Genomic DNA, 15675 nt, shown 5'->3' with positions numbered 1-15675 from the left:
CAGTTTGCCATTTCCGCAAACCTGTTTGCCAGAGAGCACTCGAATCCGGATGCTGTTCGACATGCAGAATCTCGATCAGGACGTCGTCATCGTCGGCGCCGGCCCCGCCGGCCTCAGCGCCGCGCAGATGCTCGGGCGGGCTCGCCGCCGCACCCTCGTGCTCGACTCCGACAGCCCGCGCAATCGGTTCGCCGAGCACATGCACGCCGTCGTGGGCTTCGACGGCACCTCGCCGACCGAGCTCCGCCGACGCGGCCGCGAAGAGGCGGAACGCTACGGCGTCGCCTTCCGTTCGGCGCGCGTCGCGTCGGTGACCGAGATCGACGGCGGCCTCGAGGTCGTCCTCGCCGGCGGCACCGAGCGGATCACGACGCGAGCGCTTCTCGTCGCGACCGGCGTCTCCGACCGCATGCCCGATGTGCCGGGGCTCGCCGAGCGCTGGGGACGGACCGTGCTGCACTGCCCCTACTGCCACGGCTGGGAAGTGCGCGATCGCCGTATCGGCGTGCTCGCGACGTCGCCGATGAGCCTGCACCAGATCGAGCTCGTACGGCAGTGGAGCCCCGACGTCGTGGCGTTCACCGCTGCGGCGGGTGACCTCGGGGACGACGTGCGGGAGCGGCTGCGCGCTCGCGGCATCCGCACCGTCTCCTCGCCCGTGGTCGCCGTCACCGGCCCGGCGGAAGCGGCGGACGACGCCCACGACGCGGCGATCGGCGCTGTCGTGACCGCCGATGGGCAGCGCGTGGCGATCGACGCGATCTTCACCGGCGGACACCTCGAGCCTCACGACGGCTTCCTCGCCGGGCTCGACCTCGCCCGCGCCGACGGACCGGTCGGGTCGTTCATCGCCGTCGATGCGGCGGGGGCGACGAGCCACCCCCTCGTGTGGGCCGCCGGCAACGTCGTCGCACCGATGGCGAACGTCCCCCTGTCGATGGGCGCCGGGTCGATGGCCGGCGCCGCGGTCAACGCCGCGCTCGTCGGCCGCGACGCCGCCGCAGCGCTCGAGCGCCGCCGCGGTCACGCCGCCGACTGGGAGGCGCGATACGCCGAGACGGACCGGGTGTGGTCGGGGCGCGTGAACGAGACGACCTCGACGGTGATCGCCGAGCTCGAGGCGGCGGGCTCGCTCACTCCGGCCGCGGCGCTCGATCTGGGCTGCGGCGAGGGCGGCGACGCCCTGTGGCTCGCATCGCGCGGGTGGTCGGTGACCGGCGTCGACCTGTCGCCGACGGCGGTCTCACGGGCCCAGGCGGCCGCCCGTGACGCTCAGGTCGACGCGACCTTCGTCGCCGGGGAGATCGACGCGGCCGAGCTCGGCGAGTTCGACCTCGTGACGACGAGCTTCCTGCACTCGTGGGACCCGGAGTTCTCCCGCATCCCTCTCCTGCGCGCCGCCCTCCGCCACGTCGCCCCGGGCGGGCGACTGCTCGTCGTGTCGCATGCCGGCGGACCGCCGCGCGGGCCCGAGGACGGCGAGCCGCACGACCATCCCGACCATCCTCCGTTCCCCACGCCCGCCGAGGAGCGCGCCGCGCTCGACCTCGACCCCACAGAGTGGGTAGTCGAGCGCGAGGAGATCGTCGAGCGGCGAGAGATCCGCGAGCACGCCGCCTCTGCGGCATCGGGCCACGCGGCATCCCGTCCCCCGCACCCGCTCGACGGCGTCCTCCTGCTCCGCCGCCTCCCCTGACCCCGCCTACGTAAAACGTCGACTCGCCAGAATCTGCGGATGCCGGGAGCCCGGCATCCGCGATTCGTGGCGAGTCGACGTTGGGGGTCGGGGGTTGAGGAGTTACTTCTCCAGGACCAGGAGGGGGGCGCCGGTCGTCGTCGGGCCGAAGCCCACGGGGTCGACCGTCGCGAACGCGTCGCCGTTGAGGACGATGACCGGCGTGATCAGCGGGTAGCCCGCCTTCTCGATCACGGCACGGTCGAACGTCACGAGGGGCGTGCCCTGCTCGACGCGGTCACCGGCCTTGACGTGGACCTCGAAGCCCTCGCCCTTCAGGTTGACGGTGTCGATGCCGACGTGGATGAGCAGTTCCACCCCGTTGTCGAGCTCGAGGCCGAACGCGTGACCGGTCGGCTGTGCAGCCGCGACTGTTCCGGCACCGGGCGAGACGACGGTGTTGCCCGTCGGCTCGATCGCGACACCCGGACCCATGACGCCGCCACCGAAGACGGGGTCCGGCACCTCGGAGAGCGCGACGGCCGTGCCGTCGAGCGGAGACGCGATCTCGATCGCCGCCGACACCTCATCGGTGGCGCCGGGCTTGTCGAGGGTCGCGGTCGCGGTCCCCTGCGCGGTCTGCGCGGGTGCCGCGGTCGACGAGCCCGAGCCCGAGGCCGCAGCCGCAGCGGGCGCTGCCGCAGCACCGGCAGCCGTCGCGCCGGCCTTCGCCTCGGCCTTATCGCGCTGCGCCTCGAACTCGGCGCGCTGCTCGGGCGTTCGGTAGTCGCTGATGATGACGAGGGCCATCGCGACGACGAACGCCGCGAGCACGGCGATGCCGTAGAGGACGACCGAGTCGAAGGCGGGGATCGTCAGGAGCGACGTGAACACGAACGCCTGCGTCTTGACGCCACCTCCGATGCCGATGATGAGACCACCGACGAGGCATCCGACGAGCATCCGGGGGTAGATGCGCTTGAAGCGCAGGTGGATGCCGTAGAGCGAGGGTTCCGAGATGCCGCCGAGCAGACCGGCCGCGAGGGCTCCCGTCGCCGTCTGCCGCATCTGCTTGTCACGGGCACGCCACGAGATCCACAGCACGCCGGCGGTCGCGCCGAAGCAGGCGAAGTTCCACGCACCCATCGGGCCCTGGATGAAGTCGTAGCCGAGGTTCTGGATGTTCAGCAGCATGATCGCGTTGATCGGCCAGTGCAGGCCGAGCGGAACCATGAAGGGATACGCGAGCGGGATGACGACCGCGAAGATGAACGGCGAGAAGTCGTTGATCGAGCTCAGCAGGTTCGCGAGACCGGCACCCGCGTACACACCGATGGGTCCGATGAGGAAGGCCGTGAGCGGGATCATGATCAGCATCGCCAGGAACGGCACGAAGATCAGCTGGATGTTCTCCGGAATGACCTTGCGCAGCCCCTTCCAGAGCAGCCCGAGCGCACCCGCCATGAGCAGCGGCGGGAACACCTGCGAGCTGTAGTCGAAGATCGTCAGCGGCAGACCGAAGACCGAGACGGTCGTGATGTCCGAACCGAGGAAGTTGATCTGCTGCGCGCCCTCCTGAGTCGCCAGACCCGAGAACTGCGGCAGCATCACGACGGCCATGATCGCGAAGCCGACCCACGGGTCGGCCCCGACCTTCTTGGCCGCGTTGTAGGCGACCATGAGCGGCAGGAAGATGAAGACGCACTGCCACATCAGGTTGACGAACTGCCACGACGGGTCGAGGACGACGCCCGGGGCGTTCCAGGCCGGGATGACGCCGAGCGTCGCCATCAGCGCCATGAACGTGATGAACAGAGATGCGCCCAGCAGCGCGCCGAGGATGGGGCGGAACGAGTCCGAGAGGAACTCGAACAGGGAGTCGAGCCAGGCGACCTTGCCGCGCGGGCCCTTCGCGCGCTCGCGCGCCTTGACCGAGTCGATGTCGTCCTCGTCGACAGCGCCACCGCCGGCGCCCGACATCGAGGGGAGCGCGTTGATGTCGTTGTAGACGTTCTGGACGGCTCCGCCGATGACGACCTGGTAGCGGTTCCCGGCCTGCGGCACGGCGCCCATGACGCCGGGGATCGCCTCGACCGTCGACTGATCGACGTTCGAGGAATCGCGCAGTTGGAAACGCAGGCGCGTGGCGCAGTGCGTCAGACTCTCGATGTTTGCCGGACCGCCGACGGCGTCGACGATCGATTCAGCGGGGCTTGTCGCCATGGCTTCTCTCCTGTTCTCCGACGGGTGGCCGGAGTTCTTCGCCCGGAACTTTACCCTGAGAATTCGCCGGGAACGAGGGCTTGACCAGTCATGGCCTGACCACACTCGTTTCCGCTCCCCCGGAGGAAGATCTCCGCGCCCGACGAGCCCGGGCGCCCTGTACGAGCGCATCCCCGATGACGAACGCGGCGAGCGGCAGGCCGACGAGGGGAAGGAAGTACCCGATGCCGATCGCGACGGCCACCACGAGCACGACACCCCATACCGGCGCGTTCGGAAGGGCCTCGCCGGGGACCGTGCCCATCCGGCGAGCGGGGTCGCGGGTGGGCCGGCGCTTCCACCACATCAGGTACCCGAGCACGACCATCGTCGCGATCCCTGCGGCGACCACGAACAGGACGAGCTGATTCACGAGGCCGAACATCGACCCCATGTGGAGGTCGACGGCCCACCGCGCGAGCTTCGCCATGAACGGGTAGTCCGCGAAGTCGACCCGGTCCACGACCGCGAGCGTGTCGCCGTCGATCGCGACACCGTCGACCTCCGTCGGGAAGCTGCGCTGGATCTCCTGGACGACCCACGCCTGCCCCGCAGCCGAGGGCGGCCGAATCTCGATGAGGCCGACGTTCACGTTCTCGGTGCGCGCGACCGCGAGCACGTCGTCGAAGGTGTCGGGTGAGACCGCGGCGGTCGGCGCCGCGACGACCCCGTGGTCCGCATGGGCTCCCGCAGCACCACCGGAGCCGGTGTCACCGAGCGCCGTCGACAGCGCCGGGTTCTGCCACGACAGTGCCGCTCGCAGCGTCGAGATGTTCGCACCGCCGTAGGTGGACCACGTGATGCCGGAGGCAGACAGGAAGAGCGCTCCGAGTACGAGCCACACTCCGAGCGACGCGTGCCACCCGAAGAGGCGTCGGTAGCCCCGCGCTCCGCGCTTCGGGCGGAACAGGTCCTTCTTGGCGCGCGCCGTACGCAGCCGCACCACCCAGAGCGTGAGCCCGGCCACCACGACGATGCCGAGCCACGAGGCGGCGAACTCGCTGTAGAGGCGGCCCGGCTCGCCGAGGTGGAGATTGCGGTGCAGGTCGCTGACCCACGCGCGAAGCGGCAGCGCGCCGCTCGTGCCGTAGACCGTCAGGTCGCCTCGGATCTCGCCCGTTCCGGGGTCGACGAAGACAGCGCGGGTCTGGCTCGGACCGAGCCCCTCCTGGGCGAACATGACGCGCGTCGTGTCGCCCGCTGCGGGCGCGGGCCGCACCGCCGCGAGCGAGGCGGCGTCACCGATGTACCCCTCGGCGATGCGGACCTGGTCGCCGATCGGGAGTGTCGTCTCGGTGACCGGCGCGCTGAGCTCATGGGCGTAGACGACGCGCTCGAGCTGCGGCGTCACGACGTAGACCGCTCCGCTGAGCGCCGCGATCAGGATGAAGGGGCCGACCAGGATGCCGGCGAAGAAGTGGATCCGCAGCAGCAGCGGCATGACCCACGCACGCGACCGCCGGGGCGGAGCGTGTTCGCGGGACGTGGTGGCGGGCGCGCCGCCCGTATCGGCGGCGCCGTCGGTGGACGCGTATGACTCGGTGATGGACATGGGACTCCTCGGTCATCGGGGTGCCGGCACGCGAAGCATGGTCAGCGCGCACGACGGATCGCCCCGACGGGCGCCGGGGCGTCAGAGAGCGAGGAGAGCGGGCGGGCCGCGACGCGCGGGCGCCGCGACGAGGGCGCGAAGGCGCGGTGTGCGAACGCTCGACGCGAGGGGGCGCAGACGCGGCGGCATCGGCGCGGAAGGGACGGCATCCCGAGTCACAGACCGCAGCCGCGTCGCGATGCGCCGCGCGAGATCGGCGAGCGCCGCGAGCAGCCGTTCGCCGCGATGCAGCAGCAGGGTCGTGATGGCGGCCGCCAGGATGTGGGCACCGATCATCGCGGCGTCCGGGGCTGCCGCAGCGATCTCACCCGGCGCGGACGGGGATGCCGGGAGCGACATATGTCCCGCGTGCAGGCTGAACGGCCCCGTCAGGCCCGACGCCGGCGTGGGCATCCGTGCGGAGCCTGCGAGCGGCACGACTCCGAGAGCGAACATGACGTGGAAGAGCGTCTGCGCGGCCGTGACCGCGGCACCGAGGCGCACGACCGAGACGCGGCACCCGACGACGGGGAGGCTGATCATCAGCGACAGCGCCCACGGGAGGGCGGCGCCCAACGCCGAGGGCGGTTCGCCTCCCGCTGCGACGTGCGACAGCAGCGCGACGAACGTGGCCAGGGTCGCGGCAGCGGCGGCTCGCAGCGCGCGCTGGTGGCGAGACGAGGTCACGTCGCGGCGGTCGGTCGGCCGGCGTCAGACGCCGACGCGGGAGAAGGCGTCGAGGCTGATGCCCTGGTCGAGGACGGTCTTCGACCACTCGCGGGCCGAGTGCAGCGAGTGGTCGCGGTAGTTGCCGCATTCGAGAGCGGAGACGCCCGGGATGTCGGCCTCGACGGCCTCCTCGGCGATGAACCGCAGGCTGCCGGTGAGCGCCGCGACGACATCGGCGACCTCGGGCTCGCCCCACATGAGCAGGTGGAAGCCGGTGCGGCATCCGAACGGCGAGATGTCGATGACCCCCGCGATCCGATCGCGGAGGAGACCCGCGAGCATGTGCTCGATGGTGTGGATGCCGGCGGTGGGGATCTCGCCGGCGTTGGGCTGCACGAAGCGGACGTCGAAGTTGGTGATGGTTCCGCCGTCCGGTCCGTGCTCGACGCCGATCCGGCGCACGTACGGGGCCAGCACAGCGGTGTGATCCAGCGTGAAGCTCTCGATTTCAGCCACGTGTTCCTCCTTCGACGCGGACGGTCGGACGGCCGCCGAGCGCCGCCGTTCCGGCCAGAGTAACGCTCCCCGTCATGGGCTCGGCGCGGTCGGGCATTCAGGTTACGTCCAGGGACTGTCCGGGACTCGTCCAGACTCAACCCGCAGACTCGGGGAGTTTTGTGCGTCCGCCCGAGACGCCCGCCGCCTCGCGGTGCCCGCAAACATCGAAGGACCGCCCCTGTTCGCATGACTTCTTCGTCGAGCCAGACCACCCGCCGCGACCTGCGGCGCTCCGCCAGCGTGAGCTCCAGCTCCGCATCCCGCCGCTTCGTCCGTCCCGCCGCCCTCACCCTCGGGCTGGCCATGGGGCTGACCGCGGTCGTGGGCACGACTGCCTCGGCCGCACTGCCCACGGCATCCGGCCCCGCACCGGTGATGCAGCGCGCTGCACTGGTGACCGCCGCGGCCACGTCGACGGCGAAGCCGCTCAGCGCGATCGAACAGGCCACGAGCGACGCCGTCGCCGCGGCTGAGGCATCGGTCGTCGAGGCCGCCACCGTGACCGGTGACGTCTCGGCCGCCGCGCTTCCGATCGAGGGCGATACGACGATCGACACGACGCAGCTGCGCGAGCGCATCGAGGGCCTGAAGGACACCGAGGTCATCCCGACGCTGCTCCTGCCCGACCTCACCGACAAGCTCACGGACGCGACCGACGATGTGCAGGCCGAGACGGCCGACCTCCGCGGACGTCTCGAGGCCGCACAGGCGCAGAAGGCCGCCGAGGAAGAGGCCGCGCGGATCGCCGCCGAAGAGGCCGCAGCCGCTGAGGCCGCCGCGAAGGCGAAGGCCGAGGACGAGGCCGCCGCAGCCGCAGCCCAGCGTTCGAGCGGCTCGCGCTCGTCGTCCTCGTCCTCGTCGTCGTCGTCCGCGCCCGCTGCTTCGGCGGTCGCTTCGACGGGCGACAACTCCCCCGGCGCCGCGCAGCAGGCCGCGAGCAACATGCTCGGCGAGTTCGGCTGGGGCCAGGACCAGTTCTCGTGCCTCGTCTCGCTCTGGAACAAGGAGTCGGGCTGGAACTACCAGGCCTACAACAGCGGCAGCGGTGCGTATGGCATCCCGCAGGCGCTTCCCGGCAGCAAGATGGCTTCGGCCGGTGGCGACTGGCAGACCAACGCCGTCACGCAGGTTCGCTGGGGCCTCGGCTACATCTCCGGCCGCTACGGCTCGCCCTGCGGCGCCTGGGGCCACTCGCAGTCGGTCGGCTGGTACTGATCACCGCTCGCTGACGGTTCGCGAAAGCGCACGTCCGCACGGTCCGCTCGCGCGGGAGACCGTGCGGACGTGCGCTTTCGCCGTTCCGGAGCGGGGTCAGTCCTCGTCGAGGGGGTCCTCGTCGAGGGGGTCCTCAGCCGTGACCTCGAGCGTCGGAGCTTCCTCGATCGGGTCGATGGGCATCTCACCGGGTGCGACGAAGGGCACGTTTCCATTGAGGCTCATGGTGGTTCCTCCCTGCAGTTCGTGAGTGGCTCACGCTACGACGTCGCCAGCGAGCGGTCAGCCCCGTTGCCGTCCAGCGATACCGGGTGTACCCACTGTCGGAGGGCGGGAGTACCGTCGGTCGCGACGAGGAGGTCACCATGAACAGGCTCGGCAACATCACCTTCTACGCAGACGACCCACGGGCGCTCTCGCACTTCTGGGCCGACGTCTTCGGCTATCCGCGCCTCGACTGGCCCGACGACATGCGCCGGCAACAGCTCGATGCCGGCCTGACCGATGACGATCTCGACCGCCGAGGTCTCGCGGAGGATCCCGAGGGCCGCGGACCCCGCCTGTACTTCCACCACGCCGACGGCTCGAAGAGGGGGCGCAACCGCCTGCACATCGACGTGTCGGTCGCACCCGTCGACGGTGCCCGCCGCGCGACGGCCGAGGCCGTGGATGCCGAGAAGGATCGTCTCGTCGGGCTCGGAGCGAGCGTCGTGCGGCTGGTGGAACAGCAGTGGGGTGCGTGGCCCGAGCGGTATTGGCAGATGCGAGACCCCGAAGGCAACGAGTTCTGCCTTCAGTGATCGTCCGGCATAGGGTCGAGGGCATGGCCCCCCGCATCCTCGCCGTCGTGAACGGCCGCATCGTCCCCGTGTCCGCGCCCGTCATCGAGAGCGGGACGGTGATCGTCACGGACGGCGTGATCACCGCCGTCGGCGGGGCCGAGACGCCCGTGCCCGACGGCGCCGAGATCGTGGATGCCGCGGGGCGCTGGGTTCTGCCCGGGTTCGTCGAGGCCCACGGCCACCTCGGAGTCCACGAGGACGGCGAGGGCTGGTCGGGCAACGACACCAACGAGATGACCGACCCCAACGGCGCCCGCTTCCGCGCGCTCGACGGCATCGACATCGACGAGGTCGGGTTCCGCGACGCCCTGCGCGGCGGCGTAACCTCCGTCGTGATCAAGCCGGGGTCGGGCAACCCGATCGGCGGACGCACCGTCGCCATCAAGACGTGGGGCGGGCGCACCGTCGACGAGCAGGTGATCGCCGAGAACGTGTCGGTGAAGTCCGCCCTCGGCGAGAACCCCAAGCGCGTCTACGGCGACAAGAAGCAGACGCCCTCGACCCGCCTGGGCGTCGCGTCCGTGTTGCGCGACGCCTTCGTCGGCGCCCAGAACTACGTCGCGAAGCGGGATGCCGCGGCGGCCAAGGGCGAGCCGTTCGAGCGCGACCTCGGCAAGGAGACGCTCGCTCAGGTGCTCGACGGCACGCTGCTGTGGGATCAGCACAGCCACCGTCACGACGACATCGTCACCGCGATCCGGCTCGCCGAGGAGTTCGGCTACCGGCTCGTCGTGAACCACGGCACCGAAGGCCACAAGATCGCGGACGTCCTGGCCGAGAAGGGCATCCCCGTCATCTTCGGGCCGATGCTCACCTCGCGCTCGAAGGTCGAGCTGCGCGACCGGGCGATCGGGGCACTCGCCCTGATCGCCGAGGCCGGCGTCACCGTCGCCATCACGACCGATCACCCGGTGGTGCCGATCGACCAGATCCGTCTGCAGGCGATCCTCGCCGTGCGAGAGGGCCTCCCGGCGGATGTCGCGTTGCAGGCGCTCACGACGAACCCGGCCAGCATCCTGCGACTCGACGACCGCGTCGGCGCCCTCGAGGCCGGTCGCGACGGCGATCTCGTCCTGTGGTCGGGCGACCCGCTCGCGGTGGAGTCGCGAGTCGAGCACGTCGTCATCGGCGGCACCACGGTGCTCGAGACCACGGACGACGGCGATGTGCACATCGTCGAGCGGTGGGAGCGGTTCGGCCGGTCCACCTGGCTCCGCTGAGCCGGAGTCCATTCCGGCCGCGAACGCAAGCGGTACGCCGTCGCACCGGTTCGGGTGTGCACTGAGGGGATGTCGAACCTGCCCCTCTGGCTGCTCCTCCTGGTCTTCGCCGCTGCCGCCGCCGTGGTGTGGGTGGCCGGAATCCAGCTCTCGAAGTCGACCGACGTCCTCGACGATCGCTGGCATATCGGCAGCGCGTTCGGCGGGCTGATCGTGCTCGCTGTGGCCACGAACCTGCCCGAGATCGCCATCACCGTCAGTGCCGCCATCGCGGGCAACCTCGAAGTCGCCGTGGGCAACATCCTGGGTGGCATCGCGCTGCAGACCGTGGTGCTGGTGATCCTCGACCTGTTCGGCAAGCGCGGTCGCGGGGTCAGGCCGCTGACCTATCGCGCCGCATCCCTCGTCCTCGTGCTCGAAGCCGTGATCGTGGTCGCCGTGCTCGCGGTCGTGATGGCGGGGAGCCAGCTTCCCAGCGACCTCGTCGTCGCACGTGTCACCCCCGATGTCGTGCTCATCGCGGCGCTGTGGCTCGCCGGGCTCTTCCTCGTGCAGCGCGCCGGCAAGCACCTCCCCTGGCACGAGAACGGCACGTCGCCGGGTGCGAGTGAACACACCCCGGGCCACCGGCGCGCCAAGCCGCGGCATCCGCATCATTCGATGAGCACCGGGGCGGTCGTCGCGATCTTCGCGGTCTCCGCGCTCGCGACGCTCGGAGCCGGTGTCGTGCTCGAGCGGGTCGGCGACGCCATCGCCGACGAGATCGGCCTGTCGGGTGTGCTGTTCGGCGCGACCATCCTCGCGCTCGCGACCGCGCTGCCGGAGATCTCCACGGGGCTGCAGGCCATCCGTCAGGGCGACGACAATCTCGCGATGAGCGACATCTTCGGCGGCAATGCGTTCCTGCCCGTGCTGTTCCTCGTGGCCACCCTGATCTCGGGCCAGGCGGTGCTGCCGCAGGCGAATGGAGCCGACATCTACCTCACCGCGCTGGCCGCGCTGCTGACGCTCGTCTACGTCGTCGGACTCATCTTCCGGCCCGCGAAGCGGATCGCCGGGATGGGTGTCGACTCGCTGACCGTGCTCGTTCTCTACGGCGCGGGGATCGCGGGGCTCTTCGCCGTCGCCGCGTGACCGGACCGCGACGGGCGGGCGACTCAGACCTCGTCGGAGCGCGGCGACCGCACGGACCATCCGACCCGCCGCAGCGCATCGGCCAACCGCGCGGCCTCTGTCGCCGCGACATCCCAGGACACGTCCGAGCAGACGTCGACGGCGAGCGGCGGCGGGTCGGCGAACTTCGGGATCTGCACCTCGGCCCACACGTCCCGGCCCAGCCCGACGCGCGGGAAGGCCGTACCCGCATTCTCGATCGCCCCGTCCGATACGAAGGCGATCGTCTCGAGGGCATCGGGCTTGGCGATCGGCAGGTCGACGACGAGCGTGACCACGAAGGGTCCGCTGGCGGTGTCTCGGCCGTGGGCGTGCACGCGCTCATCCTGACAGACCCGCGGCACTGCGGAGGCCGAAAACCGGATGCCGTCGAGGTGCCGGCTCAGCGTTTCCGATGATTACGAAAAGATAACGGGAAAACCCTTGCTCGTCGTTACCTCGCCGTTATAGAGTGCTCGCACGGTAGCTGTTTTGCTGTGGCAGCCACCGGCATGTGATTGCAGGAAACTCTTGGTGCAAAGGGACGAGGGTCCGACCGAATGCCTCTTCGGTCGGACCCTCAACTGTCTTACGGCCGCGAGAGCGGACCGCGCGTGACGACCGCGCGTGACGACCGCGCGTGACGACGCGTCAGGCGCCGCCACCACCGCCTCCGCCGCCTCCCCCGCCGGCAGACCCGCCCCCGCTCGACCCGCCCGAGGTCGACGACGACGACGATGCCGCCGACGACAGCGTGCCGATACCTGCCGCGAACGATGACGCATCGAACGCCGCCGTTCCCACGTACCACCCCGGCGTCGCGATGCCCGCGTCGCCGTAGAGCGCCGTCAGGTGCGCAGCCCACTCCTTCTCGCGGCCGAACAGCACGGCGTACGGCAGCAGTCGCTCGTAGATCCGGAGCGTCTCCCGGGGGTCGTCCGTTGCGACCGGCTCGCGCTCAGCGCCGGTCGGCGACTGCAGCATCCGGATGCGGTCGGCTTCGGCCCACCGGATGAAGAGGTCCAGCCCGCGCAGGTGGTCGCGGATCTCCGCCCCCGTGTCCGACAGCGGCTCACCGGCGACCGCGAAGACGACCACCAGGAACGACGCCGTCGCCAGAACGATGCCGACGATGGGCAGTGCGGGGTGGACGTAAGCGTTCAGCGCGAGCGCACCGAACAGGATGACCAGACCCGCCGCGATGGCCCACGCGGCGACGGGCCAGCCACGCACTCCCGCCGGCACGGGCTTGTACATGCCGCGACCGCGGAGACTGTCTTTGGCCATCTTCAGCGCCCGCTGGGTCTCGGTGGACAGCCGGGTGTCGGAGGAGCCGAAGCGGTAGACCTCGCCACGACGGTGATGCGGGAACATGCCGCGCAGGAGTCTGCGCCCGTTCTCGTCTGCGGCCCGAGGGTCGACGAGCTCCGCCTGCAGCTTCGCACGTCCCCAGCGGCTCTTCCCATCGTCGACGATGCGGATGGCGCCCACCAGCGCCAGCTCGAGGACCTCGGCGGGAATCGCCTTCGACGTCTTCTGCAACAGCACCGCCGCGTCGATCGCATCGATGCGGCGCGGTGGCGCGTACTCGGCGATGACCGTCGGGCGCCCGGGCTCGTCGCGGAGGTACCGCCGGCGATTGCGCAGCGCCCAGCCGGTGGCGCCGGCGAGCAGCGCCGTCGACCCGGACTGGAGCCATCCGAGCGGCGACGCCAGGAACCCGGTGTCGTACACCTCGAACGTGCCCTCCTCGAACCCGACGGCGAAAGTGAGCGTCTCGTGCGGCGCGAGGTCGGTCGCCGAGGCGGTGATCGCGGTTCCGTCCGGTGAGGCGACGATCTCGGGACACGGCGTGGTGCTGTCCTGCTCGCCGACATAGCAGGCCTGCCGGCCGGCGAGGGCGTCCGCGATAGCGGGGTCGACCCGCAAGGTGGCCGTCACCTGCCGGAACGGCTGATTCCAGTCGGTGCCGTTGACGTCCCAGTAGAACTCGAGCCCGGTGTCCGGGAAGTCCCACACGACATTCTCGAGGTCGTAGGTGAAGACGAAGGTGTTCGGCCCGTGCAGGTACTCGGGCCCGCGCGTCAGGATGCCGAGGGTGCCGTCCTCGCTGTCGGTCTCGACGGGACGGGCATCGCCGTTCTCGTCGGTGACCGAGATGAGTTCCGGATGCAGCGGCTGCCCGTTGTAGGTCTCGGGCAGAAGGCGGCGCATGCCTCGGTTCTGATCGGACTGGGCGAAATCGGCGACGAAGGTCTCGACGACCCGCATCCTGGCCGTGCCGTCCTCGTCGCGACTGAGGGTGTAGTCCACGGCGAGCGAATCGAAGACGAAGGCGTCGAGATCGGCGGATTCGTCGGCGGATGCCGCGGCAGGGACCGCCAGCCCGAAAAGGCCCGTGATCAGCACGAGGACCACGATCGCGAGTGCCGCCCGGGTGCGACGCATCATGCCGACCAGCTTAGGCGGGCAGTAAAGTTGTCGCCATGAACGATCGTCGTCGCGCCGTTGCCGCGTGGGAGAGCCTCTTCCGCGCGCAGCACGAGATCTTCGACGACATCAGCAATGACTTCGCCGGCGATGAGCTGACCCAGGCCGAGTACGACGTGCTCCTGACGGTCGCGCGAGGCTCGGGCCATCGCGCTCGCCTGCGAGACGTCACCGCGAACATGCTCATCAGCCAGCCGAGCGTCTCGCGCCTGGTCGATCGGATGGTCGCGCGCGGCCTCATCACCAAGTGCGGCGACCCGACGGATGGCCGCGGCGCAATGCTCACGGCGACGCCGGAGGGGATGTCGGCGTTTCGTCGACTCGCCGCCGCCCACGGCCGCTCCATCGCCGAACGGATGTCGGTGCTGTCGACCGAAGAGCTCGAGCAGCTCGAGCAGCTGACGACGAAGCTGCGACGTCTGTCCTGACGACCGCGGTCGGGGTTGCGGGTCGCGCGGCGTCTCGCGATGTCGATTCCTCCCCCGGCGGGACGGTGCCCTGACTTTCGATAACCGAACATATGTTCGACTCGGATGTCGTACCCGCCGTCACAATGGGAACATGACGGCGAGTGACGGGGGCGGCGAGGCGCGACGCGACGACGTCACGCCGTCGCAAGCGCTCGCTTTTGCGAGGTACGCGGAGGCCCTTGACCTCTCTCACGCCGCTGACATCGCTCGCACCCGGGCGCTGGCCGACCTGGGTCACGCCGCCCTGCACGACGCGCGCCGCGACGGGGTGCGGGGTATGGCGTCGGACATGGAGTTGCGTTCAGTCGCGGCCGAAGCGGCCGGGATGGCGCGGTTGACGGATCGGCGGCTGCAGGGTGAGATCGACCATGCGATGACCGTCATCGACGACTATCCCGCGGTGTTCGAGGCGTGGGTGCAGCGGCGGATCGAACGTGGCCACGTGAATGTGGTCGTGCGGGTCGGTGCGGGGCTTCCGAATGAGGTGCGGGATTCGTTCGCGGAAGCCGCGATCGCGGTGTGCGAGCGGGACGTGCCGTCGCGGGTGCGGGGTGCGCTGGATGCGTTGGCGGCCCGGTTGCATCCGCAGACGTTCACCGACCGGCACAAGACCGCCGCGGCGGAGCGGTGCGTACGGGTGTTCCACGGGTCGGATGGGATGTCGAATCTCGTCGCGAACCTTCCGACGGTCATCGCCGCCGGGATGCTCGACCGGCTGACGCAGATGGGGCAGTCCGTGAAGGACGCCCGGGCGGAGGGCGACGGGGCGGAAGGTGCCGGGGCGGATGCCGCTGGGTCGGGTAAGCCCGCCGACACGAGGACGATGGATCAGCTGCGCGCCGACATCCTCGGTGACCTGGTGCTCGGTGGGGCGCCCGTGGTCGACCCGACCTACGGGGCCGACCGGGCTGGTGGGCTCGGGGCGATCCGAGCGCGCGTTCAGGTCGCGGTCACCGCCGAGACGTTGATGGGGCGTGACGAGAACCCCGCCGAAGCCGTGGGCGCTGCGCTGATCGATGCCGACACGGCACGCGAGCTCGCCGGGCAGGTCAGCGAGTGGGACCGGCTCTTCATCGCCCCCGTCACCCGCACCCCGGTCGAGATCGACACCTACCGGCCCACGGCTTCGATGAAGAAGCTCCTGATGGCGCGCGACCAGCACTGCCGGTTCCCCGGATGCCGCAGAGCCGCGATCCGCTGCGAGATCGACCACACGATCGATCACGCCCTCGGCGGGCACACCCACATCTTCAACCTCGCCCACCTCTGCCAACGACACCACTCGATGAAGCAATTCACGAAGTGGGAGGTCAGGCAGATCGGCGGCGGGGTCCTGGAATGGACCTCACCCCTCGGCCGGGTCTACCGCGAAGACGTACCCATACCGGCCGTCTGCTTCACCATCGCCACCACGGACCCGCCACCGGATGCGACACGCGGCGGACCACCGCCGGACGAACCGCCACCCTTCTGAGTGCTGCAGCCACGCAGTCGGGCGCGCGCATCGCGCGCCTTCGAATCGGTCGCGGGC

At 70.4% G+C, this 15675-nt stretch carries 14 protein-coding genes; 7 read left to right on the top strand and 7 right to left on the bottom strand.

Annotation, left to right across the window (positions count from 1 at the left end; genetic code table 11):
- The first annotated feature begins 61 nt into the window (after positions 1-61).
- The gene (locus tag P6897_RS03495; RefSeq protein ID WP_282502111.1) at positions 62-1696 is read left to right on the top strand and encodes a bifunctional NAD(P)/FAD-dependent oxidoreductase/class I SAM-dependent methyltransferase; all 1635 of its coding nucleotides are present in this window, start codon (positions 62-64) and stop codon (positions 1694-1696) included.
- 102 nt (positions 1697-1798) lie between these two features.
- On the opposite strand, the gene P6897_RS03490 is transcribed toward P6897_RS03495, so the two are convergent.
- From P6897_RS03490 to P6897_RS03475, 4 genes are all read right to left on the bottom strand, one after another.
- Positions 1799-3898, bottom strand: coding sequence for a glucose PTS transporter subunit IIA (locus P6897_RS03490; RefSeq protein WP_282502110.1), 2100 nt, complete (start codon positions 3896-3898; stop codon positions 1799-1801).
- A gap of 88 nt (positions 3899-3986) precedes the next feature.
- A complete protein-coding gene (locus tag P6897_RS03485) occupies positions 3987-5378 on the bottom strand; it encodes a PepSY-associated TM helix domain-containing protein (RefSeq protein ID WP_282502542.1) in 1392 nt (463 codons plus the stop codon).
- A 192-nt stretch (positions 5379-5570) separates the two neighbouring features.
- Positions 5571-6215, bottom strand: coding sequence for a hypothetical protein (locus P6897_RS03480; protein ID WP_282502109.1), 645 nt, complete (start codon positions 6213-6215; stop codon positions 5571-5573).
- Positions 6216-6239: 24 nt separating this feature from the next.
- The gene (locus tag P6897_RS03475; protein WP_114588189.1) at positions 6240-6713 is read right to left on the bottom strand and encodes an S-ribosylhomocysteine lyase; all 474 of its coding nucleotides are present in this window, start codon (positions 6711-6713) and stop codon (positions 6240-6242) included.
- Between the two features lie 228 nt (positions 6714-6941).
- Here P6897_RS03475 and P6897_RS03470 point away from each other — a divergent pair, with 228 nt between their 5' ends.
- Positions 6942-7970 carry a lytic transglycosylase domain-containing protein gene (locus tag P6897_RS03470; protein ID WP_282502108.1) on the top strand — a complete coding sequence of 343 codons (1029 nt, stop codon included), beginning with the start codon at positions 6942-6944 and terminating at the stop codon, positions 7968-7970.
- 96 nt (positions 7971-8066) lie between these two features.
- Here P6897_RS03470 and P6897_RS03465 read toward each other — a convergent pair whose 3' ends face one another.
- On the bottom strand, positions 8067-8195 hold the full coding sequence (locus tag P6897_RS03465; RefSeq protein WP_256978038.1) for a hypothetical protein: 129 nt from the start codon (positions 8193-8195) through the stop codon (positions 8067-8069).
- A gap of 140 nt (positions 8196-8335) precedes the next feature.
- Here P6897_RS03465 and P6897_RS03460 point away from each other — a divergent pair, with 140 nt between their 5' ends.
- The 3 genes from P6897_RS03460 (at position 8336) to P6897_RS03450 (ending at position 11166) form a co-directional block, all read left to right on the top strand.
- On the top strand, positions 8336-8770 hold the full coding sequence (locus P6897_RS03460) for a VOC family protein (RefSeq protein ID WP_282502107.1): 435 nt from the start codon (positions 8336-8338) through the stop codon (positions 8768-8770).
- A 23-nt stretch (positions 8771-8793) separates the two neighbouring features.
- Entirely contained in the window at positions 8794-10032 is a 1239-nt protein-coding gene (locus P6897_RS03455; RefSeq protein WP_282502106.1) for an amidohydrolase, read from the top strand.
- Between the two features lie 69 nt (positions 10033-10101).
- Positions 10102-11166 carry a sodium:calcium antiporter gene (locus P6897_RS03450; RefSeq protein WP_112616607.1) on the top strand — a complete coding sequence of 355 codons (1065 nt, stop codon included), beginning with the start codon at positions 10102-10104 and terminating at the stop codon, positions 11164-11166.
- 23 nt (positions 11167-11189) lie between these two features.
- Here P6897_RS03450 and P6897_RS03445 read toward each other — a convergent pair whose 3' ends face one another.
- Positions 11190-11522 (bottom strand): hypothetical protein, encoded by a 333-nt coding sequence (locus tag P6897_RS03445; protein ID WP_112616605.1) that lies wholly within the window; start codon positions 11520-11522, stop codon positions 11190-11192.
- Between the two features lie 313 nt (positions 11523-11835).
- Complete coding sequence (locus P6897_RS03440; protein ID WP_282502105.1) at positions 11836-13635, bottom strand: DUF2207 domain-containing protein; 1800 nt, start codon at positions 13633-13635, stop codon at positions 11836-11838.
- A 35-nt stretch (positions 13636-13670) separates the two neighbouring features.
- Here P6897_RS03440 and P6897_RS03435 point away from each other — a divergent pair, with 35 nt between their 5' ends.
- Both P6897_RS03435 and P6897_RS03430 read left to right on the top strand, forming a co-directional pair.
- Positions 13671-14102, top strand: a complete 432-nt coding sequence (locus P6897_RS03435) for a MarR family transcriptional regulator (protein WP_282502104.1) — start codon at positions 13671-13673, stop codon at positions 14100-14102.
- 133 nt (positions 14103-14235) lie between these two features.
- A complete protein-coding gene (locus tag P6897_RS03430; protein WP_282502103.1) occupies positions 14236-15618 on the top strand; it encodes an HNH endonuclease signature motif containing protein in 1383 nt (460 codons plus the stop codon).
- Positions 15619-15675: the final 57 nt, after the last annotated feature.

Source organism: Microbacterium sp. BDGP8, assembly GCF_029991045.1.
GTDB lineage: Bacteria > Actinomycetota > Actinomycetes > Actinomycetales > Microbacteriaceae > Microbacterium > Microbacterium plantarum.
The sequence above is the reverse complement of the archived record's forward strand: the minus strand, read 5'-3'. Positions and strand labels throughout refer to the sequence as shown.

Excerpts from the sequence above, each read along its gene's own strand:
- P6897_RS03450 (WP_112616607.1), top strand. The coding sequence starts at position 10,102 with ATGTCGAACCTGCCCCTCTGGCTGCTCCTCCTGGTCTTCGCCGCTGCC.
- P6897_RS03470 (WP_282502108.1), top strand. The coding sequence starts at position 6,942 with ATGACTTCTTCGTCGAGCCAGACCACCCGCCGCGACCTGCGGCGCTCC.
- P6897_RS03430 (WP_282502103.1), top strand. The coding sequence starts at position 14,236 with ATGACGGCGAGTGACGGGGGCGGCGAGGCGCGACGCGACGACGTCACG.
- P6897_RS03435 (WP_282502104.1), top strand. The coding sequence starts at position 13,671 with ATGAACGATCGTCGTCGCGCCGTTGCCGCGTGGGAGAGCCTCTTCCGC.
- P6897_RS03490 (WP_282502110.1), bottom strand. The coding sequence starts at position 3,898 with ATGGCGACAAGCCCCGCTGAATCGATCGTCGACGCCGTCGGCGGTCCG.
- P6897_RS03460 (WP_282502107.1), top strand. The coding sequence starts at position 8,336 with ATGAACAGGCTCGGCAACATCACCTTCTACGCAGACGACCCACGGGCG.
- P6897_RS03465 (WP_256978038.1), bottom strand. The coding sequence starts at position 8,195 with ATGAGCCTCAATGGAAACGTGCCCTTCGTCGCACCCGGTGAGATGCCC.
- P6897_RS03455 (WP_282502106.1), top strand. The coding sequence starts at position 8,794 with ATGGCCCCCCGCATCCTCGCCGTCGTGAACGGCCGCATCGTCCCCGTG.
- P6897_RS03440 (WP_282502105.1), bottom strand. The coding sequence starts at position 13,635 with ATGATGCGTCGCACCCGGGCGGCACTCGCGATCGTGGTCCTCGTGCTG.
- P6897_RS03495 (WP_282502111.1), top strand. The coding sequence starts at position 62 with ATGCAGAATCTCGATCAGGACGTCGTCATCGTCGGCGCCGGCCCCGCC.
- P6897_RS03485 (WP_282502542.1), bottom strand. The coding sequence starts at position 5,378 with ATGCCGCTGCTGCTGCGGATCCACTTCTTCGCCGGCATCCTGGTCGGC.